Source organism: Mesorhizobium sp. 131-2-1, assembly GCF_016756535.1.
Classification (GTDB): domain Bacteria; phylum Pseudomonadota; class Alphaproteobacteria; order Rhizobiales; family Rhizobiaceae; genus Mesorhizobium.
This window is the reverse complement of sequence record NZ_AP023247.1, coordinates 2,806,569-2,832,521: the sequence shown is the minus strand read 5'-3', so window position 1 is coordinate 2,832,521 and position 25,953 is coordinate 2,806,569. Positions and strand designations below refer to the sequence as shown.

Annotated in this window: 26 protein-coding genes; 12 read left to right on the top strand and 14 right to left on the bottom strand. The window is 65.1% G+C overall.

Annotation, left to right across the window (positions count from 1 at the left end):
* Complete coding sequence (gene tmpB, locus JG743_RS13605; protein WP_202300998.1) at positions 1 to 591, bottom strand: (R)-1-hydroxy-2-trimethylaminoethylphosphonate oxygenase; 591 nt, start codon at positions 589 to 591, stop codon at positions 1 to 3.
* Complete coding sequence (gene tmpA / locus JG743_RS13600; protein WP_244673136.1) at positions 588 to 1,754, bottom strand: 2-trimethylaminoethylphosphonate dioxygenase; 1,167 nt, start codon at positions 1,752 to 1,754, stop codon at positions 588 to 590. Before tmpA ends, tmpB begins: the two co-directional genes overlap by 4 nt.
* 97 nt (positions 1,755 to 1,851) lie before the next feature.
* Between tmpA and JG743_RS13595 the strand changes: the two genes are divergently transcribed.
* On the top strand, positions 1,852 to 2,742 hold the full coding sequence (locus JG743_RS13595; protein WP_202300996.1) for a LysR family transcriptional regulator: 891 nt from the start codon (positions 1,852 to 1,854) through the stop codon (positions 2,740 to 2,742).
* On the opposite strand, the gene JG743_RS13590 is transcribed toward JG743_RS13595, so the two are convergent.
* Genes JG743_RS13590 through JG743_RS13580 form a run of 3 tightly spaced genes read right to left on the bottom strand, consistent with a single transcriptional unit; the run spans position 2,739 to position 4,197 of the window.
* Positions 2,739 to 3,266 (bottom strand): GNAT family N-acetyltransferase, encoded by a 528-nt coding sequence (locus JG743_RS13590; protein WP_202300993.1) that lies wholly within the window; start codon positions 3,264 to 3,266, stop codon positions 2,739 to 2,741. The genes JG743_RS13595 and JG743_RS13590 overlap by 4 nt on opposite strands.
* A gap of 51 nt (positions 3,267 to 3,317) precedes the next feature.
* Positions 3,318 to 3,626 carry a hypothetical protein gene (locus JG743_RS13585; protein WP_202300991.1) on the bottom strand — a complete coding sequence of 103 codons (309 nt, stop codon included), beginning with the start codon at positions 3,624 to 3,626 and terminating at the stop codon, positions 3,318 to 3,320.
* Positions 3,627 to 3,630: 4 nt separating this feature from the next.
* Positions 3,631 to 4,197, bottom strand: a complete 567-nt coding sequence (locus JG743_RS13580; protein WP_202300989.1) for a helix-turn-helix domain-containing protein — start codon at positions 4,195 to 4,197, stop codon at positions 3,631 to 3,633.
* Between the two features lie 153 nt (positions 4,198 to 4,350).
* Here JG743_RS13580 and JG743_RS13575 point away from each other — a divergent pair, with 153 nt between their 5' ends.
* On the top strand, positions 4,351 to 6,180 hold the full coding sequence (locus JG743_RS13575; RefSeq protein ID WP_202300987.1) for an ATP-binding protein: 1,830 nt from the start codon (positions 4,351 to 4,353) through the stop codon (positions 6,178 to 6,180).
* Between the two features lie 176 nt (positions 6,181 to 6,356).
* Here JG743_RS13575 and JG743_RS13570 read toward each other — a convergent pair whose 3' ends face one another.
* Positions 6,357 to 7,148, bottom strand: coding sequence for a GGDEF domain-containing protein (locus tag JG743_RS13570; protein ID WP_202300985.1), 792 nt, complete (start codon positions 7,146 to 7,148; stop codon positions 6,357 to 6,359).
* A 102-nt stretch (positions 7,149 to 7,250) separates the two neighbouring features.
* Positions 7,251 to 8,216 (bottom strand): tRNA (adenosine(37)-N6)-dimethylallyltransferase MiaA, encoded by a 966-nt coding sequence (gene miaA / locus JG743_RS13565; protein WP_202302612.1) that lies wholly within the window; start codon positions 8,214 to 8,216, stop codon positions 7,251 to 7,253.
* Here miaA and serB point away from each other — a divergent pair.
* Complete coding sequence (gene serB / locus JG743_RS13560; protein WP_202300983.1) at positions 8,206 to 9,093, top strand: phosphoserine phosphatase SerB; 888 nt, start codon at positions 8,206 to 8,208, stop codon at positions 9,091 to 9,093. The genes miaA and serB overlap by 11 nt on opposite strands.
* A complete protein-coding gene (locus tag JG743_RS13555) occupies positions 9,090 to 9,662 on the top strand; it encodes a GNAT family N-acetyltransferase (protein WP_202300981.1) in 573 nt (190 codons plus the stop codon). The genes serB and JG743_RS13555 overlap by 4 nt, the downstream gene beginning before the upstream one ends.
* A 45-nt stretch (positions 9,663 to 9,707) precedes the next feature.
* Here JG743_RS13555 and JG743_RS13550 read toward each other — a convergent pair whose 3' ends face one another.
* The 6 genes from JG743_RS13550 to JG743_RS13525 form a co-directional block, all read right to left on the bottom strand.
* On the bottom strand, positions 9,708 to 11,222 hold the full coding sequence (locus tag JG743_RS13550; protein ID WP_202300979.1) for a DegQ family serine endoprotease: 1,515 nt from the start codon (positions 11,220 to 11,222) through the stop codon (positions 9,708 to 9,710).
* Positions 11,223 to 11,365: 143 nt separating this feature from the next.
* A complete protein-coding gene (locus JG743_RS13545; RefSeq protein WP_126053961.1) occupies positions 11,366 to 11,551 on the bottom strand; it encodes a DUF2065 domain-containing protein in 186 nt (61 codons plus the stop codon).
* Positions 11,552 to 11,556: 5 nt separating this feature from the next.
* On the bottom strand, positions 11,557 to 12,510 hold the full coding sequence (hflC, locus tag JG743_RS13540) for a protease modulator HflC (RefSeq protein WP_202300977.1): 954 nt from the start codon (positions 12,508 to 12,510) through the stop codon (positions 11,557 to 11,559).
* Positions 12,510 to 13,625 (bottom strand): FtsH protease activity modulator HflK, encoded by a 1,116-nt coding sequence (gene hflK / locus JG743_RS13535; RefSeq protein ID WP_202300975.1) that lies wholly within the window; start codon positions 13,623 to 13,625, stop codon positions 12,510 to 12,512. Before hflK ends, hflC begins: the two co-directional genes overlap by 1 nt.
* 147 nt (positions 13,626 to 13,772) lie before the next feature.
* Positions 13,773 to 14,291, bottom strand: coding sequence for a dihydrofolate reductase (locus JG743_RS13530; protein ID WP_202300973.1), 519 nt, complete (start codon positions 14,289 to 14,291; stop codon positions 13,773 to 13,775).
* Positions 14,291 to 15,319 carry a DUF4424 domain-containing protein gene (locus JG743_RS13525; RefSeq protein ID WP_202300971.1) on the bottom strand — a complete coding sequence of 343 codons (1,029 nt, stop codon included), beginning with the start codon at positions 15,317 to 15,319 and terminating at the stop codon, positions 14,291 to 14,293. Before JG743_RS13525 ends, JG743_RS13530 begins: the two co-directional genes overlap by 1 nt.
* 212 nt (positions 15,320 to 15,531) lie before the next feature.
* Between JG743_RS13525 and cobF the strand changes: the two genes are divergently transcribed.
* The 8 genes from cobF to JG743_RS13485 all read left to right on the top strand — a co-directional run bounded on the left by cobF (position 15,532) and on the right by JG743_RS13485 (position 25,501).
* Entirely contained in the window at positions 15,532 to 16,308 is a 777-nt protein-coding gene (gene cobF, locus JG743_RS13520) for a precorrin-6A synthase (deacetylating) (protein ID WP_202300969.1), read from the top strand.
* A gap of 470 nt (positions 16,309 to 16,778) precedes the next feature.
* Positions 16,779 to 18,314 carry an FGGY-family carbohydrate kinase gene (locus JG743_RS13515; RefSeq protein ID WP_202300967.1) on the top strand — a complete coding sequence of 512 codons (1,536 nt, stop codon included), beginning with the start codon at positions 16,779 to 16,781 and terminating at the stop codon, positions 18,312 to 18,314.
* The gene (locus JG743_RS13510; protein ID WP_202300965.1) at positions 18,311 to 19,087 is read left to right on the top strand and encodes a DeoR/GlpR family DNA-binding transcription regulator; all 777 of its coding nucleotides are present in this window, start codon (positions 18,311 to 18,313) and stop codon (positions 19,085 to 19,087) included. Before JG743_RS13515 ends, JG743_RS13510 begins: the two co-directional genes overlap by 4 nt.
* Positions 19,084 to 20,838 carry a glycerol-3-phosphate dehydrogenase/oxidase gene (locus JG743_RS13505; protein ID WP_202300963.1) on the top strand — a complete coding sequence of 585 codons (1,755 nt, stop codon included), beginning with the start codon at positions 19,084 to 19,086 and terminating at the stop codon, positions 20,836 to 20,838. The genes JG743_RS13510 and JG743_RS13505 overlap by 4 nt, the downstream gene beginning before the upstream one ends.
* 323 nt (positions 20,839 to 21,161) lie before the next feature.
* Positions 21,162 to 21,821: a DUF2291 family protein gene (locus JG743_RS13500; protein ID WP_202300961.1), complete on the top strand. Its 660-nt coding sequence runs from the start codon at positions 21,162 to 21,164 to the stop codon at positions 21,819 to 21,821.
* Positions 21,818 to 23,398, top strand: a complete 1,581-nt coding sequence (locus tag JG743_RS13495; protein WP_202300959.1) for a sugar ABC transporter ATP-binding protein — start codon at positions 21,818 to 21,820, stop codon at positions 23,396 to 23,398. Before JG743_RS13500 ends, JG743_RS13495 begins: the two co-directional genes overlap by 4 nt.
* On the top strand, positions 23,361 to 24,515 hold the full coding sequence (locus tag JG743_RS13490; protein WP_202300957.1) for an ABC transporter permease: 1,155 nt from the start codon (positions 23,361 to 23,363) through the stop codon (positions 24,513 to 24,515). The genes JG743_RS13495 and JG743_RS13490 overlap by 38 nt, the downstream gene beginning before the upstream one ends.
* A gap of 32 nt (positions 24,516 to 24,547) precedes the next feature.
* Positions 24,548 to 25,501, top strand: a complete 954-nt coding sequence (locus JG743_RS13485; RefSeq protein WP_202300955.1) for a D-ribose ABC transporter substrate-binding protein — start codon at positions 24,548 to 24,550, stop codon at positions 25,499 to 25,501.
* Positions 25,502 to 25,554: 53 nt separating this feature from the next.
* Here JG743_RS13485 and JG743_RS13480 read toward each other — a convergent pair whose 3' ends face one another.
* Complete coding sequence (locus tag JG743_RS13480; protein WP_202300953.1) at positions 25,555 to 25,896, bottom strand: winged helix-turn-helix domain-containing protein; 342 nt, start codon at positions 25,894 to 25,896, stop codon at positions 25,555 to 25,557.
* Positions 25,897 to 25,953: the final 57 nt, after the last annotated feature.

Here is a 25,953-nt window from a genome sequence, read left to right as displayed (position 1 = left end):
TCAGGCGGCCCCTACAGCGGCGAACTTCCTCACCACCCGTTCCAGCAGCGGCACGTAGTCGCGAAACGCCCGCGTCTTCATGTTGGCGACCTTGCCGCCCTCGTCCCAGATGCGGACGCGCACCGCTGCCTCATGAAACGGGTTTCTGCGGAACTCGGCCACCTCCTCGGCGCTCATCGGGCCGCCCTGCAGCGACAGCGTGTGCACGGATGCCGGCGAGAGCTTGCCGAAATAGGTCGGGTCCGTCGCGCAGAGATAGCGCTTGGCCGAGACGTGCAGGCGCACGCATTCGACGATGACCGGCGGGAAGAACGGCGCCAGCACCTCGCCGCCGGCTTCATCATGATGCTTGTCCTCGACATCGTCGGGCGAATAGGTGCCGAACTCGCTGGTGTAGTGGCCGATGTCGTGCAGCAGTGCCGCCGCCACCAGTTCCTCCGGCGCGTCGTCCTGCTCGGCGAGCCACGCGCCCTGCAGCATATGCTCGGACATGGTGACCGGTTCGCCGAGATAGGACTCCGCGCCCCGCCGCTCGAAAATGTCGGCGATGAACTCGACGATGTTGCCCGCGTTCAGCTCCTGTCCGCTCATTCCGCCGCCTCCCTGAAATCGTGCTCGATCGCCGCCAGTGTCGACAGCAGCCCGTCCTTGTCGGCGTAGCAGCCCTGCAGCCAGCGTTTGCCGGAACCGGAGAACGCCTTGCGCGCATGCATGACGCGGGTGTTGTCGACGATGAAGGCCTGCCCGGCTTCCAGCTTGAACGTCACCTCGAAGGCCGGATCCTCGATCAGCTCGGCGAACCGGCGATAGGCCGCGTAATATTTGTCCATCTCCGCGAAGGGCACGTCGACCGTCGGTGCCAGCGAGCGGTTGTTGAAGCGGATGCAGATCAGCTCGCCATCCGGTCCGAGCTCGATCATCGGACGCTTGGCCTTGAGCCGCACGCCCGACGAGCCGGCATATTCGAACCGCGCCGGGTAGGAGCTCAGCAGCCGGAACCCTTGCGGATCTTCGGCCTGCAGGGCGGCCGCAACGGCGAAGCCGTCGACGACGCTGGACTCGCCGCCCTCGACCGTGTTCTCGATGCACGCAAGGATTTGCAACGTCGGCACCGGATCGCGGTAGGGATTGTCGGTATGCGCCTGCAGGCCGAGATTGGTATAGGCGAGGTTGTTCGGATTGACCTCGGCACGCACCTCGAACCAGCGCCCGTAATTGGTCTCCCTGATATAGCCGAACAGGTCGGACACCTTGCACAGCGCGCCCGATTCCGCCGGCAGGCCATCCATCACCGCAAAACCGTAGGTCCTCACGGCCGAAAGCCATTCCCTGAGGACGGTGCGATCGTTTCGGGCAGCCGCGTACGCCCCGCGCGGCACCGAATTCTGCATCGTCGCCCTGGTCCAGCATTGAACCACGTCGGCCGTCCAGCCACCCTTGCGCAGCTCGACGCGGTCATAGGCATGCGCGTACAGCCAGGCTTCCGGGAAGCTGACGGTCTTTTGCTCGGGCACGAAGCCGATCTCCAGCGCGCCACCCTTGATCGAGGCCGCCGCGATCCGCGTCTCGGCCGGAATGTCGAGGATGGTGATCAGGCGCTGCCCGTTGCCGGCGCTGCGCGTTTTATCGTCCAATGCATTGTCGCGCAGCCACATGGCATGAAACCGGGTGCGCGTCCCGTTCTCCCAGGCAAGTTCGACCGTCCGTCCCTCGTCGCCGATCAGCGCCTTGGTCAGCATATCCAGAAGCTCCATCTTTCCGCGCCGTATCGGCAGGGTTTCGGTTGCATGATGGTGACTTCAAAGCCATAACTCAAATTATCATTTTTCGGACTATGACTATGGATTTCTAATGGCTAGAGCTGTCGACACCTTGCCTCCGCTCGACTGGCTGCGCAGTTTCGAGGCGGCGGCGCGGCAGTCGAACTTCACCGCCGCCGCGGCCGAGCTCGGACTCACGCAAGCCGCCGTCAGCCAGCACATTCGCGCCCTCGAGCAACGGCTGAAGACCAGGCTGTTCCTGCGGCTTGCCCGCGGTGTGGCGCTCTCGCCGGAAGGCGCCGCCTACCTTCCACACATCCAGTCGGCCTTCGCCACCATCGGTAACAGCACCACGGAATTGTTCGAGCCGCGTGCCGTCCAGACCGTGACGATACGGGTGCCGATCTCCTTTGCCCTGTTGGTGCTCGTGCCCGCGCTGCCCGACCTGGCGAGAGCCCTGCCGCGGATCCAGCTCGACGTCGTGACCATTCACCGCCCCACCGATTACGACCAGCCGGGCTCGGTGCTCGACATCCGCTTCGGCAACGGAAATTTCCCCGGTCGCGAGGCGGACAGGCTGACGGTCGAGCGGCTGGTGCCGGTGGCCTCCCCGGCCCTTGCCGGCAATGCGGAGTGGACTTCCCTGCCCTTGCTCCTGGTCGCCGGGGCTCGCGAAATGTGGGCCGAATGGTTTGCCGCCGCCGGCGTGCCGGGACATCCCGGACGTTCGCATCGCTTCGACAGTTTCGTCGCCGCCATGGAGGCGGCCAAGGCCGACGCCGGCGTCCTGCTGGGCTCCAGGCCGCTGATCGATTCGGCACTTGCCAGCAAGGCGCTCGTGGCGCTTTCCGGCTTCGAGCTTTCCAGCAGCTCAGGCCATTTCCTGACACGCGCTTCGTCCGCGCGGCTGACACGCGCCGAACAGGACTTTCGCCTGTGGCTGCTGTCACGCCTGGACGGAGGCAGGTCAGCGCCGGGTTAGCCCAATCCGCCAATCCGCTTCCAGTAGATCAGCGTGCCGGTCAATCCGCCATGCGGCTTCAGCGCGAAGTCCGGGATTTCGCCGGTCAGCCTGAATCCCAGTCTCTCGTAAAGGCCGGAAGCTCCGTCCTCGCTTGCCGTGTCCAGCACCAGCAAGGTGCGGCCTCTCCCCACGGCGATGTCTTCGGCGGCCCGCATCAGGCGGGTCGCCACGCCCTGGCCGCGACGGTCGATGCGGGTCATCAGCTTGGCGATCTCGGCTCGGTGCGGCTGGTTGGGAGGGAAGTCGAGCAGCAAGGTGACCGTGCCGGCAAGGACCTCGCCATCCCATGCGCCCAGTACCACCCTTTCGCCTCGCGCCGCCGCCGCAAGCGACTTCCGCCAGAAGGCCTCCGCGGCATCTGGCGCCAAAGGGTGCATGAAGCTCACCGACCCGCCGCCGGCCACGGTGTCGACAAGAAGCGTAGCCAGCAGTTTCTCCGTCTCGGCCGCCTCACTCAGGATGCTGATTTCTATGGAACTCATGGTGCGGAATATTCCCTGGAGGTGAATTTCGGTGGCGCGGAAAACCTGGCGTCACGAGAAATGGCTGAACCGCCTTCGCTTCCTGGCGCAGCGGATTTCGGCGATCCGTTCGGTGTCGTCTTCCCCGAGGTGTCGGCCGCGCTCCAGGATCTCGAGCGTGTATTCCTCGTAGGTCAGGCCGAGCCGCTCGGCCCTGTCCAGCCGCATCAGCATGACGTCGCGGCTCGGCGCCTTCCAGGCCTTGGCATGGGCGGCCTGCCAGGCGAGGAAGATGTAGGCATCGCCCTTGCCCCAGGGCGGACCGTCATAGTCGTCGAGCGGCGGCCCGCCATTGTGCGAGCGTCGGGGACGTCGAGCCATGCCGTCAGCCCCTGACCAGCGCGACCAGATAGTCGGCGGCGTCCGGACCCGGGGCATGGAAGGTGCAGTCGGACGGCGCGCCGAGCGCCAGGCAGTCGCCGGGCCGAAGACTGTGCACGACATCGCCTTCGGTGAAATCGAGCCGCCCGCCGATCAGCCAGATCTGCTGCTTGATGAAGGCGTAGGACGCCGCGGGAAAGCTGACGCTCGCGCCTGCCGGCAACCGCACCTTGATCAGTTCGAGCGGCATCTCCGACACCGGCGACAGGTGCCGCCTGACATAGCCGGTGGCCGGATCGCGCCACACCGGCTGCTCGCTTTCGCGCAGCAGGCCGCCGCCTTTGAGTTCCGCCCGGGCAATGAGCGTGGACAGCGTCATGCCGAAGGCCGCCGCGATACGCACCAGCAGCGCCGCGGTCGGGCTGGTCTTGCCCTGCTCTATGGTGCTGAGCATTGCCTTCGACACATCGGAACGCTCCGCGAGTTCCGCCAGAGACCAGCCCCGCAAGGTCCGTTCCGAGCGTATCCTGTTGCCGAGGCTGGATGAAATGTTATTCGCTATATCATTCATTCGTTCAATATACCGAACCACAACACCGAATGAAAGGGAGCGTTTGATCGAATCTTCGCGGTCCTCTTAACGCCGCCTACACCATCCGACCTCACCCCGGCTTAACCTCAACTGTGTAGGTTGAACGCCGAGGGAATGGGGATCAGGCCATCTATGTTTGTCGAACGCGAAGCCTCCGTGGGGGAAGCGATCTCGCAGGAGCGCCGCAACAGGGAACAGAACGACAAGCGCATTCTCGGCAATGTCGTGCAATGCGACGGCGCGCGCGCCACCATCAGCGCCTACGCCGACGATGTCGAAGGCACGGTCACCGGTCTATGGACCGTCGGCAAGATGATCTCGATCAATCTCGGCTCGACGCGAACCGTCGGCCTTGTCTATGAAATCGGCAAGTCGGACCGCGCCTGGAGCAATGAGGGCCAGAACCCGATCGAGGTCAGCATCGAGCTGATCGGCGAAGTGCGTGACGGCCCAGAGCCGGGCGCCAAGCCGGTCTTCGACCGCGGCATCACCACCTATCCGCATATCGGCGCCATTGCGCACCGCATCCGCAGCCGCGACCTGCAGGCTGTCTACGACCTTGCCGGGCGGCATTCGATTACCATCGGCACGCTCTCGCAGGACGAGGCGATCGACGCCAACATCGCCATCGACGATGTGCTGGCGCGCCACTTTGCCATCGTCGGCACCACCGGCGTCGGCAAGTCCACAGCCGTGTCGCTGCTCTTGCGCAAGTCGATCGAGGCTCGGCCCGATCTGCGCATCCTCATCCTCGACCCGCACAACGAGTTCGCCGCCTCGTTGCCCGAATATTGCGTCAGGGTCGATTCCAAGACGCTGGACCTGCCCTTTTGGATGTTCAGGCTGGAAGAGTTCGCCGAGGTGCTGTTTCGCGGGCGCGAGACGGAGCCTGAGGAAGTCGATGTGCTGCGCGATCTCATCCCCGCCGCCAAGAACCTCTATCGCAACCCCGGTTCCGGCACCTATCTGAGGCGCGGCAGCGACGCGCTGACGGCCGATACGCCGGTGCCCTACCGCATCGCCGATCTCATCAAGCAGATCGACGAGCGCATGGGCATGCTCGAGAGCAAGAACGACCGTCCGACGCTGAAATCGCTGAAGACGCGCATCGAATCGGCGGCGTCCGATCCCCGCTACCGTTTCATGTTCAACTCGCGCCTGATCGAGGACACGATCCACGAGACGATCGGCAATATCTTCCGCGTGCCGAACCATGGCCGTCCGGTGACCTGCTTCGAGATGGCCGGCATGCCATCCGAAGTGGTCAATTCCGTCTGCTCGGTGCTGGCGCGCCTGGCTTTCGACCTCGCTTTGTGGAGCGAGGGGCGGCTGCGGCTGCTGCTGCTGTGCGAGGAAGCGCATCGCTACATGCCGGCCGATCCCCGGCTCGGTTTCGCGCCGACCAGGCACGCACTGTCGCGCATCGCCAAGGAGGGCCGCAAATACGGCTGCTATCTCGGCGTCGTCACCCAGCGCCCGGGCGAGCTCGACCCGACCATCCTGTCGCAATGCTCGACCTTCTTCGCCATGCGGCTGGCCAACGAGCAGGACCAGGCGATCATCCGTTCGGCGATCGCCGATTCCTCGGCCTCGACGCTGGCCTTCCTGTCTTCGATGGGCCAGCGCGAAGCCATTGCCTTCGGCGAGGGCGTGGCGACGACCATGCGATTGAAGTTCGAGAAATTGGCGCAGGAGCTCATTCCGGGCACCGGCACGCGCGAAAAAGCGGTGCCGTCCGAAACCGGCGAAGACGTCGATCTCGCCGCCATCGTCGAGCGGCTGCGCAACGTGCCGAAGCCGCAGCAGCAGATGGCCTTCGCCGAGGTCGTCGACACGGCCCGCCAGGCCGGCGACCCGGACTATCGCAAGCCAGCCGCCCCGCGCATGCAGCCGGACGAGGACTTCGACACGCGCTACGGCCTCAAACCCGCAACCTTCGGCATGCGCCCACAGAACGATTGATCTGTTCTCCGTTCGGTTCGGAACAGGAGTTCGGAAAATCCCGAGAGAGAATTCATCAGGCCGGATTGAATGACTTGGCTTTCGAGAACCCGGAGCGGAGCGGACATGAAGTCCGTGAGCACCGGAAGTCGAGAAAGCCGCGTCAGTCGGCCGGCCTCATGAATTCTCTCCGGGATTTAGGCGCAGACGCGGTTGCGTCCCTGCCTCTTCGCCTCATAGAGCTGGCGGTCGGCGCGACGATAAAAGTCCTCGGCCGTTTCCTTGCGGTCCCAGACGGCGAGACCGACGCTGGTGGTGATCTTCAGGCGCACATTGCCCGACAGCACCGACATGTTGGCGATCGCCTTGCGGATGCGCTCGGCGAATTTGGCCAGCAGTTCGGCGTCCATGTTCGGCGTCACCACGGCGAACTCCTCGCCGCCGAGCCGCGCCACCACATCGTGATAGCGCGTCATGCCTTTCAGGCAGCCGGCGACCGCCCTCAGCACCTCGTCGCCGACATCGTGGCCATGCGTGTCGTTGACCTGTTTGAAATGGTCGAGATCGAGGATCATCAGCCCGACCGGCTTTTCGATGCGGCGGAACTCCTCGAGATATTCCTTCAGCGCGTCGTCGAAATAGCGCCGGTTCTGCATGCCGGTCAGCCCGTCGGTCAGGGCCGCGTGCTCCAGCGTTTCCGAACGCGCGCTGAGCGAGACCGTCATGGCGCGCAACTTGCCTTCTTCCGTCGCCTGCCGGCGGATCAGCGGATAGATGAAGAACACGCCGAAGAACAGCGCGGTCGCCAGCAGCACGCCGGTCGCGAACAGCAGTCTGTTGAGATACCTGATCTTTTCGATGCGGGAAGCCGTATCCAGGTCGGTGGCGATGGCTTGCAGGAGACCATAGGCGTGCAGCGTCACCAGGCCGGCGGCCAGGATCACGAAAATAAAGACGAAAAAAGCGGATTCCGCCTTATGGAAACGCATCTGCTCCCCGTGGAAACTTCCCAAGGACCTTATGCCATGCAGGGCCTTACGGAGGGTTAACCCGGACAACCTGAGCGAGAATGTCCGGTTTTTGTTTTAGTTTTATGATTGCATTAGCGGCCGGAGATCAATCGCGGGCATCGCGCCGCCGACTGAATGCAGGCGCCGCCATTCCGGACCCAGTTGATGGCGGAACCAGGTGGCCTGGCGCTTGGCATATTGCCGCGTCGCGATCTTGGCGCGCTCAATTGCTTCTGCGAAGCCCATCTCTCCGGCCATCGCCGCCTGCAACTCGCGCACGCCGATTGCCTTCATCGCCGGCAGGTCGGGATCAAGGCCGAGCGCCATGAGCTGCTTGACCTCCTCCAGCGCGCCCTTGTCGAGCATGCGGTCGAACCGCGTCTCGATCCGCCCGACCAGCTCCGCCCGGTCCGGCTCGATCACCAGGAAACGCGCGCTGTCGCGGTCGATCAGCGGCTGGCCGCGCGCCGCCTGCCATTCCGCGATGGAACGGCCCGAGGCGTCGAGCACTTCCAGCGCCCGCACGATGCGCTGGCCGTCGGTCGGCCTGAGCTGCATGCCGACCGCAGAATCCTCGCGCATCAGGATGCGGTGCAGCCTCTCTGCACCCTGCTCCTTGAGCTCGTAGCGCCAGCGGTCGCGGATCGACGGCGGAATGTCCGGCATGTCCGAAATCCCTTCCGCCAGTGCGCGAAAATAGAGCCCGGTGCCGCCGACGAAAATCACCGGCTGTGCGGCGAGCGCCCCGTCGTCGATCAGCTTCGTCACGTCGCGCAGCCAGGCGCCAGTGGAATAGGCGACCGAGGGATGGACATGGCCGTAGAGACAATGCGGCGCGCGGGCAAGATCGGCCGGGCTCGGCCGCGCCGTCAGCACGTCGAGCACAGAATAGCCCTGCATGGAATCGGTGTTGACGATGACGCCGCCCTGGCGCTCGGCGAGATCCAGCGCAAGCGCCGACTTGCCGCTGGCGGTCGGCCCGGCTATCAGGATCGCGTTCTTCACGCGGCCCTCGCCCGCCTGTCCGGAAGTCTCGATGCCACTGATCGCCACGCTTGTGTCCCATCCCGAAGGCCGCGCCGTCTCGGCCACGCTTGCGAATATGGCCTCACGGTCGGTCGGCGCAAGCGCTGTTCGCTGGCTGGCCGAGGACATCGCCTGCGATCTCGTCCTGCCGGAGACGGCCGACGCCGGCGAAGCGGCCACCGCCCTGCGCGCCGCGCTCGCCTCGCACCCGGTCGACGTGATCGTCCAGCCGGCCGACGGCCGGCGCAAGAAGATCCTCATCGCCGACATGGATTCGACGATGATCGACCAGGAATGCATCGACGAACTGGCCGACGAGATCGGCGTCAAGGACCGCGTCGCGGCAATCACCGCGCGCTCGATGAACGGCGAGATCGCCTTCGAGCCGGCCCTGCGCGAGCGCGTCGCTCTGTTGAAAGGCCTCGATACCGCCGTGGTCGACCATCTCATCGAGAACCGGCTGACGCTGGCATCCGGCGGCCTCGCGCTGGTGCGCACCATGCGGGCCAACGGCGCCTGGACCGCGCTTGTGTCCGGCGGCTTCAATGTCTTCACCAGCCGCATCGCCGCCATGCTGGGCTTCGAGGAAAACCGCGCCAACCGCCTGATCGAGGAGCACGGCCGTTTCACCGGGCTGGTCGCTGAGCCGATCCTCGGCCGCGCCGCCAAGGCCGAGGCGCTGCTCGAAATTGCCGCCCGCCTTGGCCTCTCGCCGGCCGATGCGCTTGCCGTTGGCGACGGCGCCAACGATCTCGACATGATCCGCCTTGCCGGCACCGGCGTCGCCCTGCACGCCAAGCCTGCGGTGGCGGCGGAGGCCAAGGTCCGCATCGACCATGGCGACCTGACGGCGCTGCTTTATCTGCAAGGCTACCGCCGCGAGGAATTCGCAGCGTGACGCCGATCCGCACCGAGCGCCTTATCCTGCGCAACTGGGAGGACCGCGATCGCGAGCTCTTCCATCGCATCAATTCGGACGAGCGCGTGATGGAGTTCTTTCCGTTCCGCCGCGACCGCGCCGAGACGGATGCCAAGATGGACGAATTTCGGGGCTGGATCGCCGAGGACGGCTTTGGTTTTGCCGCCGCCGAGATTGCTGCTACGGGCGAATGCATTGGCTTTGTCGGCCTCTTGGAGACCGCTCACGTGCCGTCCATGCCTTCCGATACGGTCGAGATCGGCTGGCGGCTGGCGCCGGAATTCTGGGGCAAGGGCTATGTCACCGAGGCCCCCGAAGCCTGGCTCGCCTTTGGCTTCGAAACGCTTGACCGCGACGAAATCGTCTCCTTCGCCGTCGCGGCCAACCGCCGCTCGACGGCCGTCATGGAGCGTCTTGGCATGAGCCCTGACCCGGCTCGCGATTTCGACCACCCATCCATCCCTGACAGCCACCCGCATCTCAAGCGACATGTCCTGTACGCTCTGTCGCGCAAGGACTGGCGGGCACGAAAAAGGGCGGCTCGCTAGCCGCCCTTTTCATTTAAACTCAGTCGGTTGTGCGATTTTCCGGACTCAATCCATCCGGATTGTCACGAACCGCAACTCACCCGTCTTCGACGCCAGCATCAGCAATGCATTCTTGCGTCCCTGCTCCTTCAGCGCGCCGATCCGGTCCATAACGTCTTTCGGCGTCGCAACCGATTCCTGCGCGATCTCGGTGATCACCTCGCCGGGTTGGATGCCGCGCTCGGCCGCGGCCGAATCCTTGGTGACGTCGGTGATGACGACGCCGGAGACATCGGCGGCGATGCCGAACTTGGTCCGCGTCTCGTCGTTGAGCTCGCCGATCGTCATGCCGAGCACGGAGGCCGTCGAGACCGCCGGCGCCTTGTCGCCACTGTCCTGGTCGGTGCTGCCGTCTTCGCCGCTCGCCAGCTTTTCGCCGTCCTCGAGCCGGCCGAGCGTCACCTTCACCGTCTGCTCGACACCCTTGCGCACGATGATCACGTCCACCGCTTTGCCGACCGGGCTTTCGGCGACGACGCGCGGCAGGTCGCGCATCTCGTGGATGTCCTTGCCGTCGAACTTGATGATGACGTCGCCGGCCAGGATCGTGCCGTTGTCGACCGGTCCGCCCTTGATGACGCCGGCCACCAGCGCGCCCTTGGCTGTCGCCATGCCGAGGCTTTCGGCGATGTCATCCGTCACCGGCTGGATGCGCACGCCAAGCCAGCCGCGCCGCGTTTCGCCGAACTGGCGAAGCTGGTCGACGACGCCCGAGGCGAGTTGCGAGGGGATGGAGAAGCCGATGCCGATCGAGCCGCCCGACGGCGAGATGATCGCCGTGTTGATGCCGATGACCTCGCCGGCGCTGTTGAACAGCGGCCCGCCGGAATTGCCGCGGTTGATCGCTGCATCGGTCTGGATGAAGTCGTCATAGGGGCCGGAATTGATGTCGCGGTTGCGCGCCGAGACGATGCCGACCGTCACCGTGCCGCCAAGGCCGAACGGATTGCCGATCGCCATCACCCAGTCGCCGACGCGCATCTTGGTGGAATCGCCGAACTTCACCGCCGTCAGCTTGTGGCCCTTCGGATCGACCTTGAGCACGGCGACGTCGGTCTTGGTGTCGGTGCCGACCAGCGTCGCCTTCAGCGTCACGCCGTCCGAGAAGTTCACCTCGATGTCGTCGGCGTCGGCGATGACGTGGTTGTTGGTCACCACGATGCCTTGCTCGGCATCGATGACGAAGCCGGAGCCCAGCGACTGCACCTTCTGGCCGCCGCCGCCCTTGTCGCCGCCGCGGTTCTTGAAGAAGTCGTCGAAGAAATCCTGGAACGGCGAACCCTCGGGCAATTGCGGCATCGGCACCGCGCCGGGTCCCTCCGTGCCCTTCACCGTCTGCGAGGTCGAGATGTTGACGACGGCGCCCAGCAGACCTTGCGCGAGGTCGGCGACCGAAGCCGGTCCGTCGGCGGCGACGGTCGGCGTGACGGTGGACGGGACAACGAGGGTGCCGACGAGCAGCGCCGCTGCGCCGGCGACAAGCGTCCGCCTGGCCACGCGCAGAAGGGTGTTGGGTGTCATCGAGGGCCTCCCGGTGTTTCTGAAAGAAAGCGCTTCCGCAAAAACGCCGTGTTGCGACATGTTGGCAAGAAATACGGCACGTTTGCGGCTATGGCTATCGGCAGAGGATAAATCGTCCGTTACGCCGGCACCAAGAAATTTCGTCAGCCGCGCACCAGCCAGACGATGCCGACACCGATGGCGATCGCCGCCAGCCCGGCGATACGCAGCGCCGTCTCCGGCATCGACAGGACTTCGGTGGCGAGTTTCTTGGCCAAGCCAGGAAACCCGCCATAGACCAGGCCCTCGACGACGAGGACCAGGCCTATTGCCGCAAGAAAATCCTGCACCGGCGCTACTGGACGGTGCCGGATTGCGTCGGCGGCGTTGCCGGCGCCGGCTGCGGCGCCGTTGGCTTTGCCGGTGTCTCCGTGCTGTTCGGGTCGCGGAAATAGCGGAAGAACTCGGATTCCGGCGACAGCACCATCGTCGTCCCAGTGTTGTCCAGCGCCGTGCCATAGGCGTTCATCGAGCGGTAGAACTCGAAGAAGGCCGGGTCGCGTTGGTAGGCAGAGGCGAAGGTCGCGCTGCGCTGGGCTTCGCCCTCACCGCGCAGGATCTCCGATTCCTTCTGCGCCTCGGCGACGATCTCGACCACTTCGCGGTCGGCGCGGGCCTTGATGCGCTGCGCCGCCTCGTTGCCGCGGGCCCTCAGCCGCTCGGCCTCGGCGAGACGCTCGGCCTTCATGCGGTCGAAGGTCTGCTGCGAAACCTCGGCCGTCAGATCGGTCCGGCGAATGCGCACATCCTCGATCTCGAGGCCGAGCGAGGTGGCGTCGGGCCTGAGCTGGTCGCGCACCTCGCGCATCATCACGGCGCGTTCCTCGGAGAGCGCGGCCTCGAAGTCGCGCAGACCGTAGACACGGCGCAGCGCCGCATCGAGACGCGTCCTCAGCCGCTGCTCGGCAAGCTCGATGCTGCCGGACACCGCGGCACGGAACACACGCGGGTTGGAAATGCGGTAGGCGATGAAGGCATCGACCTCGTAGAACTTGCCGCCCGACACCTGGACACGGATGTTGTCGAGGTCGAAACGCAGCACGCGGTTCTCGATCAGTTGCACGCTGTCGGCATCGAAGAAGGCGAAGGGCGCCTTGAAATAAATGCCAGGCTCGGTCTTGACGTCGACGATCTCGCCGAACCTCAGCACCAGCGCCTGCTGGCGCGCGTTGACCACGAAGACCGAGGAATAGATCAAGAACAAAATGACCGCGGCGATGACGGCGATGATGGGGAGGCGGTTGGCCATCACTGGTTTCCTCCCGTCGTGGCGCCAAAGGTGCCCGGCGCCGGCGCTTTCTGCTGCAGTGCCGGCAGCGGCAGGTAGGGAACGACCCCTTGTCCGTTGCCTTGCTCGACGATCACCTTGTTCGAATTCTTCAGCACCCTCTCCATCGTTTCCAGGTAAAGCCGCTTGCGCGTCACCTCGGGCGCCTTGGCATATTCGTCATAGACCGAGATGAAGCGCTGCGCCTCACCCTCGGCCTCCTGCACGACGCGGTTCTTGTAGGCTGCCGCGTCCTCGCGGATCTGAGCGGCCGCGCCGCGTGCCTGGCCGAGTTTCTGGTTGGAATACTGGTTGGCCTGCTCGACGAACTTGTCCTCGTCCTGCTCGGCGCGCTGCACCTCGTCGAAGGCGTCGGCCACTTCGCGCGGCGGCGCCGCATCCTCGATCGAGACCGCGTTGACGTTGAGGCCGGCCTTGTAGCCATCCAGCGTCGTCTGGATGATCTCGCGCACCGAGGCGGCAATGCCCTGGCGATCGTCGCGGAAGATGTCCTGCGCCGGCCGCCGGCCGACGGCTTCACGCATGGCGCTTTCGGCGACCTGCCTCAGCATGCCGTCCGGATCCGACACGTCGAACAGATAGGCTTTCGGGTCGGAGACCTGGTAGGCGACGGAGAATTGCACGTTGACGATGTTCTGGTCGCCCGAGAGCATCAGCCCGGAACTGTTGCTGCCGCTCGCGCCGCCGCCGATATCGACGAGTTGCTCGGCGATGTTGGCGGTCTCGACGGTCTCGACCGGCCACCAGTGGAAATGCAGGCCGGGCTGCGACAGCTCTGCCTTCGGCTGGCCGAAGCGCAGCTCGACCGCTACCTCGTCGGGCTGCACGGTGTAGACCGCCTTGAACGCCCACAGCACGACGAGCGCCGCTGCGATCAGTCCGAATACGGCGGGGCTGGCGCCGCCGCCGCCCGGCAGGGCACGCCGCAATCTGTCCTGGCCGCGGCGGATGATGTCTTCCAGATCGGGAGGTGAGCCCTGCGGGCCGCTGGGCCCCTTGGGCCCCTGCCCCCAGGGACCCTGATTGCCGCCGCCGCCCCATGGGCCGCCGCCACCGCTCTTGTCGTTCCAGGGCATGAATGTCCTTTCGCTTGGAATTCCCTCAGCGCCGGCCTGACGGCGCAATTTCCAATGTCATCCTTCTATAGGGACGCCACGACGCGCTTTCAACGCGATCTGCCGGCCGGCCGTCCGTTTTGGACCGCTAGCGACCCTTTGTCGTCTTCAGTTTGCGTCGCGACGGCGTTCGTAGACCGTATAGCGGGTCGCGTGGCTGTCCTTCTCGCCGGCCGGAACGTCCTCGGCTCTGGCGACGCGCCACAGGTCAGGGTCGATCGGCGGAAAATGCGCATCGCCCTCGACGCTGGCCAGCACATGGGTGACATACAGCCGGTCGGCCAGCGGCAATGCCTGGGCGTAGATCTCGCCGCCGCCGACCACGCAGATCTCGTCGACGCCGGCCATGCAGCGCCCGCGCACCTTGGCGAGCGTGACCGCCTCGCCCAGCGAATGCGCGGTTTCGACGCCTTCGGCCCGCCAGGCTTTGTCGCGCGTCACCACGATGTTGAGCCGGCCCGGCAGCGGCCGGCCGATGCCTTCATAGGTCTTGCGGCCCATGATGATCGGCTTGCCCATCGTGTCGGCCTTGAAGCGCTTGAGATCGGTGGAAAGCCGCCACGGCAGGCCGCCTTCGCGCCCAATCACCCCGTTCTCGGCGATGGCTACGTAGATCGCGATGTCCATCAGCCGCCATTCCCGCTGTCGCCGCCGCTCGCGTCGTCCGACGGCTCGAGCAGAAGGATGTCGATGTCGTGCTCGGGATAGAAGTCCTTGGCCGTCATCTCGAAAGTCGTCGGTCCGACCTTCCGGACATTGTCGCCGCAGAAGGAGACTAGGTTCTTCGGGCTGCCCTTGTCGATCGTCAGCTTGAAATCGCCGATACTGCCCGAGGCCCAGTTGCCCCCCGTGGTCAGGATATAGGCGATCCTGCTTTCGAAATATTGCGGGTAGCCGTCGGGATTGTCCTTGGCTGCCTTACGCACGGCGTTCTCGAAGCCTTCGTCCATGCAGTAGCGGGTCTTGTAGGTCGCATACTGGCCCTGGAACTGGCCGTCATAGAAGAAGCTGACCGAAGAGGTCCCGCCGACGCTCGGCTTGTAGCGGTGCGAGACATGCACCGCCTTGCTGGCCGGAAAGGTCGAGCGCCACCAATAGGTCGAGCGCAATTGCCAGAACGGCGCGTAGGCGGTCTGCATGCCTGAGCCGTCGTCGGCGGTATCCTCGATGATGATGCCGCGGTTCTCCCAATCCTCGGCGATCGCCTTCGGCAGTTTCGCCAGCGCCGCCTTGGCGGCGTCGCCGAACGGATAGAGCGGCACGTTCTGCGCCTTGAGATCGGCGCTGATGTCGATGCCCAGCGCAAAGGCCCGCTGTTCGAGCTGCGGTTTTGCATCGACGCCGTCGATCGTCACCTCGAAGCCGAGGAAATTGTCGCTCTGCGCCTCGGGGATCGCCGGCATCTCGTTCGGGTCGCCTTCGATGTCGGGCATCGGGAAGGCAACGATGGCGTCGACATCCTTGTCGGTGTTGTTGCGGAAGACATAGTCGACCGTCACCTTTTCCTGCGAGATGAAGAGGTCCTCGCTCTCCATGGCGACGGCATCGCTACGCGACAGGATCAGTCCGCCGGTTCCAAGCTCGGCAATCGAATCGTTGGCGAACGCCGGCGCGGCCGATAAAGCCAGCGCTGCGGTCAGGATGGTGCGGAACATGGATCCCCCTCTTCGGCGGCACGGCCGGCCCAGCCGGATGCGCGCCCACATCTAGAGCAATTCCAGGAAAGGTGTGTAGCGGTTTTCCGTCCGGAATTGCGCAAGACAAATAGCCGTTTCAATGTGGCGTTTCAAAGCCCCTTCAGCGGTCTTGTTGCCGCTTTCTCCCTGCTGTCTGGACACCGGCGCCGCGATCGGGCAGGAGTTCGCCCATGCGCAAGCTTCTGGTCATCGGCATCGGCGCCGGCAATCCCGAGCACATGACGGTCCAGGCCATCAGCGGCCTGAACCGGGCGGACGTCCTGTTTATTCCGGACAAGGGCGCGAAAAAGAACGATCTCTCCGAATTGCGCCGCGATATCTGCGACCGCTTCGTCACCAACCCGAAATCGCGCCGGGTGGAATTCGACGTGCCGGTGCGGGCCGAGCCCTCCCCTTCCTACCGCGCCACGGTCGACGACTGGCACGAGGCGATCGCCGAAATCTATGAAGGCCTGATCCGCGACCAGCTTGCGGAAGACGGCTGCGGCGCCTTCCTGATCTGGGGCGACCCCTCGCTCTACGACAGCGCGCTGCGCATCCTCGAGCGGGTGCGCCGGCGTGCCAATGTCGATTTCGCGCTCGAGGTCATTCCCGGTATCACCGCCGTCCAGGCGCTGGCCGCCAGCCACAAAATGGCGCTGAACCGCATCGGCGATCCCGTGCTGATCACCACCGGCCGCCGCTTGACGCAAGAGGGCATGCCCGAGAATGCCGGAAGCACGGTCGTCATGCTCGACGGAAAATGCGCCTTCAACACGCTGGACGACAAGAACCTCGTCATCCACTGGGGCGCCTATCTCGGCACGCCGGACGAGATCATCCTGTCCGGCCGCCTCGGCGATGTCGGCGCGGAGATCGAAAGGGTGCGCGAGGAAGCCCGGCAAAGGAAGGGCTGGATCATGGACACCTATCTGCTGCGCAAGCCCGGCGAGCCCGAGGAGAGCTAGCCCATCGCCATCTGGCTGCTGTTCCCGGAATGTCGGGAAAGCCCACGGTTCGCTGCCAATTCACGCCGCGCTTAACAAACCGCGCGAGACGGTCCGGAATGCGACCGCATTTAGCAAAAACAGCGGTTTAGGCTACCCGCATCATCGTTCAGGTTTTCGCTTGAAGCGCAGAGTCAGGTAGATATCACACATATTGACGTTAAATTAACACCGCTGTATGGTCATTTGTGTTGGTTTGGTACCTTGGAGCAGCCTGTCGCCGTCTCGTTTCACCGCCCATGCGCTCATGGGACGCTAGCACATCGACAGGAAATTCACGCCATCGACAATGATGCGCAGGCACGCCGCCTGCCGTCGTAAAGGCACGCAATACGTCTTGGCTCGCGCAAGGCATCGAAATCAGGCGGCAGCGAAAACGGCCGCGGCCAGCAAGGACAAGGATAAGTCCCCATGAAGGTCACGAGATAGAAATGGCCAGCCTGCTTGGGATCGACAACGGCCTGACCGTGACGAAGGCGGTGGTCTTCGATGTCGACGGCTCGCAGTTGTCGGTGGCGCGGCGCCGGGTGCCGCAATCGATGCCGCGACCGCGCTGGGTCGAGCGCGACATGACGGGCCTGTGGCACGCAACCGCCGAGGCGATCGGCGAAGCGATCGCGCTGAGCGGCAGGCCGGCGCGCGACATCAAGGCGGTGGCGGCGACCGCGCATGGCGACGGGCTCTATCTGCTGGACAAGGAGCGCCGGTCGCTCGGGCCCGGCATCCTGTCCCTCGACAGCCGCGCCGGCGAGATCGTCGAGGCGTGGGAACAAGGTCCGGTCTTTTCCGAGGCGCTCGCCCTGACCGGCCAGGTTCCGCATGCATCGGCGCCTTCGGCCATCCTTGCCTGGCTGAAAAGAAACGACCCGGAGCGCTTCGGCCGGATCGGCCACATTGTCGGCTGCAAGGACTGGCTGCGCTTCTGCCTGACCGGCGCTATCGCCACCGACCTGACGGAGGCAAGCACCTCCTTCACCAATGTGCGCACGCAAAACTATGCGCCGGAGGCGATGCGCATCTTCGGTCTGGAGGAATTGTTGGCGGCCCTGCCCCCCGCCCTGCATCCGGCCGACATCGCCGGCTACGTCACCGCCGAGGCAGCGGCGCTGACCGGGCTTGCCGAAGGCACGCCGGTCGCCTGCGGCCTGCACGACGTCACCGCCTCCGCGCTGGGCATCGGCGGCCATGAGGACGGCATCGTCAGCATCGTCGCCGGCACCTATTCGATCAATGAAGTGGTCTCGACCGAGCCGCGTGTCGACCCGCGCTGGTTCTGCCGCAATGCTATCGATCCCGGACGCTGGAACAACATGTCGATCTCGCCGGCCTCGACGGCGAACTATGACTGGTTCCTCGACACGCTCTGCCGCGCCGAGCAGGAAGAGGCCAGGAGAACGGGCGGCTCGATCCACGAAAGGCTGGCGGCGGAGATCGACGCCGCGTTGAAGAAGTCCTCCACGCTGCTCTTCCATCCCTTTCTGTTCGGCTCGCCCTACGGCAATGCGGCCAGCGCCAGCTTCGTCGGCCTGCGCGGCTGGCACGATCGCGGCGACATGCTGAAGGCGGTGCTGGAAGGGATCGCCTTCAATCACCGCACCCATGTCGACGCCTTGCGTGACGGCTTTGCCGTCCGCGAGGTGCGCCTCACCGGCGGTGGCTCGCGCAATCCCGCCTTCGCGCAGATGTTCGCCGATGTGCTCAACGCGCCGGTCTCCGTCACCTCGACCGATGAGGCGGCCGCCTTCGGCGCCGCCCTTTGCGCCGGCGCGGCGGTCGGCCTGTTCGCTTCGCCGCAACAGGGCGCGCGCGCCGCCTGCTCGGTGAGCCGCGAATACCGGCCGGACCCGGCACGCAGCGCCACCTTCGACGAGCGCTATTCCATCTATGGCCGCATTGCCGAACAGCTCAGGCCGAAATGGGCGGAAATCGAGAGCCTTGCGGGGCAAACCATCGGGGGCACAGCATGATCAAGGCCGACGAACGACGCGAGGAGATCGCCGAATACGTCATCAAGCTCGGCCAGGTGCGCATCGACGATCTGGTCGAGCATTTCGGCGTGTCGCGCATGACCATCCACCGCCACATTGACCAGTTGGCGCATCAGGGCGTGCTGAGAAAACTACATGGCGCGGTCACCGTGCAGCCGTCGGGCCTTTACGAAAGCGCCTTCCGTTACCGGGTAACGGTGGGGCGGGCCGAGAAGGACGCGCTGGCGCGCGCCGCGATGGACTATGTCGAGCCTGGGCAAGCGGTGATCCTCGACGATTCGACCACCGCGAACGCGGTTGCGCCGTTGCTGCTCGAGGTCAAGCCGCTGACGGTGATCACCAACAGCGTCTCGACCGCTGCCTTGCTCACCAATGTCGACGACATCGATTTCATCTGCCTCGGCGGCCAGTACCACCGCACCTACAACGCCTATATCGGCATCGTCTGCGAGAACGCGATCTCGCGGCTGCGCGCCAATCTGCTGATCTGCTCGGCCTCGGCGATCAACGGCACCACCGCCTTCATCCAGGATCAGCATGTGGTGCGGGTGAAGCAGGCGATGATGGCCGCGGCGATCAAGCGCGTGCTGCTGGTCGACCATACCAAGTTCGACAAGGTGGCCCTGCACGTGCTCGACGAGCTCACCAGCTTCGAGGCGGTGCTGGTCACCGACGGCATCAGCGACAAGCACGCGCAAAAGCTCGAACAGGCAGGGGTGCAACTGCGCGTCGTCAATACGGCGAGGTCATGAAGCCACCGGCCGAACCCCTTGGCGGCGCGGCGCGGCGCGACGGCGCGCCGACAGACGGCGACATCGACGTCGTCATCCTCGGCGCGGGCATCAACGGCGCCGGCCTGTTTCGCGATTTGTGCGCGCAAGGCGTCAGCTGCTGCATCGTGGACAAGGCGGACTTCGGGTCCGGGACAAGTGCTGCGCCCTCGCGCCTGATCCATGGTGGGCTGAAGTATCTGGAGACCGGAGAATTCGGCCTGGTGGCGCAGTCGACGCTGGAGCGCAACCTGCTACTCAAGAACGCGCCGCACTATGTCAGCCCGTTGCCCACGGTCATCCCGATCTTTTCCTGGGGCAAGGGCATGTGGGCGGCGCTGCGCACTCTTCTGGGCTCGACCAGCGCGCCGCGCAGCCGCGGCGCCATCCTGATCAAGATCGGCCTGATGATCTATGATTTCTACGGCTCGCGTCACCGGGTCATGCCACGCCACCGGCTGGTCGGACGGGGTGAAGCGCTGCGCGACATGCCGGCGCTGACCGGATCCATCGTCGCCACCGGCACCTATTACGACGCCAAGATCAGCCACCCGGAAAGGCTGGTGCTGGAGCTGGTCGCCGATGGGCTGGAAGCCAATGCCGGCTCCATGGCCGCCAACTACACCTCGCTTGTCTCTTCCTCCAACGGCGTGCTGCGCTTCAGGCGGGACAATGGCGGCGGCGAGTTTTCGCTGCGGCCGAAGCTGGTCGTCAATGCCGCCGGCCCGTGGATCGACCATGTCAACGCCGCGCTCGGCGCGCCGTCGAAGATGATCGGCGGCACCAAGGGCTCGCATATCCTCCTGGAGCATGACGCACTGGTGCGGAGCCTCGCCGGACGCATGCTCTATTTCGAGGCCGACGACGGCCGCATCTGCCTGGTCTACGACTATCTCGGCAAGGCGCTTGTCGGCTCGACGGATCTTGCCGCCGACAACCCCGACACGGTCCGCTGCGAGCCGGAGGAGATCGACTATCTGCTCGAAAGCGTGCGCGCGCTCCTGCCCGGCATGCGCTTCGAACGCGACCAGATCGTCTATGCCTATAGCGGCATACGCCCCCTGCCCTCGTCCAACGCCTCGATCCCCGGCCTGATCAGCCGCGACCATTCGGCGCCGGTGACGGAGCCGGAACCATCGCGCCCGTTCCCGATCGTCTCGCTGATCGGCGGCAAGTGGACGACGTTTCGCGGCTTCGCCGAGGAAGTCGCCGACACCGTGCTCGACCGCCTCGGCCGCGGCCGCAAGGCCAGCACGCGCTCGATGCCGATCGGCGGCGGCAAGGATTTTCCCGCGGATGCGGCGGCACGGGCGAACTGGCTGGCCGATGCCGCCTCGGCGTCCGGCATCGACGAGGACCACCTCGATCAGTTGCTGTCGCGCTACGGCACGACGGCATCGCGGATAGCCCGCCACCACGGCACGCCGAACAACGAGGATCGTTTGCCGGACTCGAACGGCTACAGCCTCTCCGAGATCGACTACATCGCCCGAAACGAGTTCGTCGAGCACCTGGCCGACATCGTGATGCGACGCACCACCCTGGCGATAAGCGGCTCGCTGACGGCGAGCGACTTGCGGCAGGTCGCCAGGGTCGCTGGCCAGGCGCTTGGCTGGAGCGCTCAAAGAACGAACGCGGAGGTCGATGCCGTCGTCGCGCAGCTCAACGGCACCAATTTGATGCGGCTGCAGGCGGAGCCGCAGGCCGGGGACATTCGCGCCAGGGAAGCCTGAGGCCCGGCATGGGCCTTGTCGTCACAAAACCGAGAGCATCACAGCATGCGTGAGATATTCACATCATTTGAAAAAATAGAACAAAATCAACATATTGGTACGATCAATGGTCGTGAGTTACGCGCATGCATGCCTCGAAATCGGCAAAGTATCACAGTCATTGACGGTAATTTAACATCGATGTATGGTCGATTACGCGTTGAGAGCGCGCTGGAGGAAATCAGAACCCGGACGGGCCGCCGGCGCGGACCGGCTCCAGTCGCACTTCGCGCCAAACAGCAAAGAACGTCCCCTGATCGCCTCCACAGCCAGGTCGTCACCGCATGAGTTCACAGCCTGCCACCACCCCGATGAACCGGCGCGCACCGTCCGGTGTTCGCTGGATGATCATCGCGGCCGGGGTTCTGGTTGTGCTCGGCGCGATGATCCTCGACACCAAGGTCGTCGTGATCGGCTCGGCCGAAGACTCGCGCAAAGCCGCCTTTTCTCCCGAAGCGTTCGGCAAGGCCGAGTTTCCGAATGTGCAGGCCGGCGTCGAGCAGCGCGCCGTCGATGCCCCGACGCTGGCGGCCGCCATCGCCAAGGACAAGGCTGCGGCGGAGAAGCAGTATGGCGTGCCGGCCAATGTCGGCACCGAGTTCTCGGTCAAATTCTCCGGTGTCGTCGGCGAGGGAAAGTCCGGCATCTACACCATCAAGGTCGCTGACGTTCCGGACACGCTGGTCGTTCGCGTGCAGACCGGCCCGGCGATCAACGGCACCGACCTGCGCGACGCCACTGGCGCGATCACCTTCGGCCAGTTCACCAACCAGATCGAGTACCAGAACGCCGGCTCGGCCCTGAACAACGAGATGAAGAAGCAGGTGCTGTCGGCCATCGACAACAGCAAGCTCGGCGGCAAGACAATCTCGGTGGTCGGCGTCTTCAAGCTGATCAATCCCAAGGGCTGGCTGGTCACCCCCGTGAAGCTGAGCGTCCAATGAATGCGGCGCCGGAATTCGAGCCTGCGGCTGGCGACACCGTGCTTGCGGCCCGCAACATCGTAAAGACCTATGGCGGCACGCATGCCCTGAAGGGCGTCAATTTCGACATCCGCCGCGGCAAGGTCACCACCCTGTTCGGTGAGAACGGCGCCGGCAAGTCGACGCTGATGAAGATCCTGTCCGGTGTAACGACGCCGACTTCGGGAAGCATCGAACTCGACGGCCAGTCGGTCACCTTCTCCTCTTCATCCGATGCCCGCGACCGCGGCATCTCGATCATCCATCAGGAGCTCAGCCTCGCCCCCAACCTCAGCGTCCGCGACAACATCTTCATGGGCCGCGAAATACGCGGCGCGACCGGTGTCGATTTCGCCGAGGAGGCCCGCCAGACGCGCGCGCTGATGGCCGATCTCGAGGAAGACATCGATCCGATGACGCTGGTGCAGGACCTGCGGCTCGGCCAGCAGCAGATCGTCGAGATCGCCCGCGCGCTGTCGGTGGACTCCCGCATCCTGATCATGGACGAGCCGACCTCGGCGTTGAGCGCCACCGAGGTGGAGGTACTGTTCCGGGTGATCCGCGATCTGACGGCGCGCGGCGTCTCGATCGTCTACATCTCGCATCATCTCGAAGAGGCGCTGCAGATCACCGACTACGCCGTCGTGCTCAGGGACGGATCGATCACCGCCACGGCCAATGCCCGGCACATCAACCTCGAATGGATCGTCCGCAACATGGTGGGCGAGAATTTCGACCTCGGCTCGCCGCCGACGGACCATGCTTTTGGCGAAGTCGCCCTGGCGATCGACGAAGTCAGCGTCGCGGATGCCTCAAGCCCCGAACGGCTGGTCGTCGACAGGCTGTCGCTCGAGGTCCGCCGCGGCGAGATCGTCTGCATCTACGGACTGATGGGCGCCGGGCGCACCGAACTGCTCGAATGCGTTGCCGGTCGCTTGCAGGCAGCGGGCGGACGCGTCCTGCTCGAAGGCGACGACATCTCCCGCCTCGGCATTGCCGAACGCATCGCCAGGGGCCTGGTGCTGGTGCCGGAGGATCGCCAGCGCGACGGCCTGGTCCAGACCATGTCGGTGGGCGCGAACCTTTCGCTCGCAAGCATCGGCGCCTTCGTCCGGGGAATGTTCCTGTCCAGATCGCAGGAGCGGTCGCTGGTCGAGGGATCCATCCGCGATGTGCGCGTCAAGACGGCGGGCGGCGGCGCGCCGATCGGATCGCTGTCCGGCGGCAACCAGCAGAAGGTCGTCATCGGCAAGATGCTGACCACCAATCCCAAGGTCATGCTGCTCGACGAGCCGAGCCGGGGCATCGACATCGGCGCCAAGGCGGAAGTGTTCCGCTTGCTCAGCGAGCGCGCGGCAAGGGGTCTCGCGGTCGTCTTCTCGACCTCCGAAGTCAGCGAATGCCTGAGCATCGCCCACCGGATCATCGTCATGCATCGCGGCAGGATCTCGGCCGAGTTCGGCGCCGACGCCACGAAGGAGGAGATCATGGCCGCGTCGGGCGAAGCCGTGATCTCCGATCATGCGCAACACAGGAGCCACCATCGTGACCGACGCTAGCCCCGATCGCAGCCGCTCCCGTCCGAAGGCCCCGGCCCGCTTCAGCCCGGCCAAGCTGTTGCTGGAAGGCCGCGCGTTCTTCGCGCTGATTGCGATCATCATCGTCTTCTCGCTGCTGTCCCCCTATTACTTCACGCTGGGCAACTTCCTGACCATGGCCTCGCATGTCGCGATCTTCGGCATCCTGGCGGTCGGCATGCTGCTGGTCATCCTCAATGGCGGCATCGACCTGTCGGTCGGCTCGACGCTCGGCTTCTCCGGCGTGATCGCCGGGTTCCTGATGCAGGGCGTGCAGATCAATGCCCTCGGCGTCATCCTCTACCCGCCGGTATGGGTGGTCGCGGTGCTGGTCTGCGTGCTCGGCGCGCTGGTCGGCCTGGGCAATGGCGTGCTCATCGCCTGGCTGAAGGTGCCGGCCTTCGTCGCCACGCTCGGCATGCTCTACGTGGTGCGCGGCGCCGCGCTGCTGATGACCAACGGCCTCACCTACAACGATCTCGGCGGCAAGCCGGAACTCAGCAACACCGGCTTCGAATGGCTGGGCTTCAACCGCCTGCTCGATATTCCGGTCGGCGTGCTGACGATGGCGGTCATCGCCCTGATCGGCAGCATCATCCTCAACCGCACCGCCTTCGGCCGCTGGCTTTACGCCTCCGGCGGCAATGAGCGCGCCGCCGAGCTCTCCGGCGTGCCGGTAAAAAGGGTGCAGATCTCGGTCTACATGCTGTCCGGCATCTGTGCCGCGGTGGCCGGCCTGATCCTGTCCTCCGAGCTGACCTCGGCGGGACCGACGGCCGGCACCTCCTACGAGCTCACGGCAATTGCCGCCGTCGTCATCGGCGGTGCCGCGCTCACCGGTGGCCGGGGCAACATCCGTGGCACGCTGGTCGGCGCCTTCGTCATCGGCTTCCTGTCCGACGGCCTCGTCATCATCGGCGTCTCCGCCTATTGGCAGACAGTGTTCACCGGCGCGGTCATTGTGCTCGCGGTGCTGCTCAACGCCATCCAGTATCGCCCCCGCGCCAGGCTTCCGGGCCCGGCCGGCGGCTCGCCCACTTCTCCACAAAAGGACAAGGCCAAAACGGCCGATCCCGCTCTCGAGAAGACTGCCGGCTGACCGGCACAATCGCTAACCAAAGGAGGAACTCAATGTACAGACGTGCAAGAATTCTGATGCTCTCGGCCTTCGCACTGGCCGCTCCGGTGCTCGCCGCGACCGCCGCATCGGCCGAAGGGCTGATCTCGATCATCGTCATCGATCCCGCCAACCCCTACTGGCTGACCGAAGGCAACGTCGCCAAGGCCGAGGCCGAGAAGCTCGGCTACACCGCGACCGTCGGCGCCTCGAAGGCCGACACCAACACCGAGAGCAAGCTGATCGACACCGCCATCACCAACAAGTCGGTCGCCATCATCCTCGACCCGGCCGACGCCAGCGGCTCGATCGGCGCCGTGAAGAAGGCGATCGCCGCCAACATCCCGGTCTTCCTGGTCAATGCCGAGATCAACCAGGAAGGCCTTGCCAAGGCCCAGCTCGTGTCGAACAACGCCCAGGGCGCGGCACTCGGCGGCCAGCAATGGGTGACCGACATCGGCGAGAAGGGCAACTTTGTCGAACTGCTCGGCGCCCCCTCCGACAACAATGCCGCGACGCGCTCCAACGGCTACGAGACCGTGATCAGCCAGTATCCGGACCTGAAGAAGGTTGGCTCGGAAGTCGCCAACTGGGACCGCACCCAGGGCCATGACAAGATGCAGAGCCTGCTGCAGGCGCACCCCGACATCATCGGCGTGACCAGCGGCAATGACGAGATGGCGCTCGGTGCGATAGCCGCGCTGAAGGAGGCCGGGAAACTGTCGAGCATCAAGGTCGGCGGCTTCGACGGCTCGCCGGACGCGGTTGCCGCGATCAAGGCGGGCGAATTGCAGTACACGGTTCTGCAGCCGGTGGCCGTCTATTCGGCCAAGGCCGTTCAGCAGGCCGATTCCTTCATCAAGACCGGCAAGACCGGGGCCGCGACCGAAAAGCAGCTCTTCGACTGCCTGCTCATCACCAAGGACAATGTCGACAAATACACCGCTCCGTTCACGCTCTCGGAGTGATGTCGGACGAGGGGTGTCCTTCGGGCCACCCCTCGCCTATCTCCGCAGGCCGCTCATCCCGCTTCGATTTCCGCCTGCAAGGCCTCCATGTGCTGCGCCGCCGCGGATGTCGCGGCCCGCTCTATGGCGCGGAAGCGGCTGACGACCGCCAGGCCGACCGCGGTCAGTTGCGCGCCGCCGCCCTTCTTGCCGCCGGTCTGCGCCGACACCAGCGGCTTGCCGAACACACGGTTCATGTCCTCGACCAGGTCCCAGGCGTGCTTGTAGGACATCTCCATGCCACGCGCCGCCGCCGAGATCGAGCCGAAGGCGGCGATCTGCTCCAAAAGCTCGATCTTGCCCGGCCCGATGCGCCCGTCGGGATCGAGGTTTATCCGCAAACTCAGCGATGGCATCCTTGGTCCTCCGCCATCAGATTAGCCCCTTGGCTGACCTGTCGCTATTCCAAACCA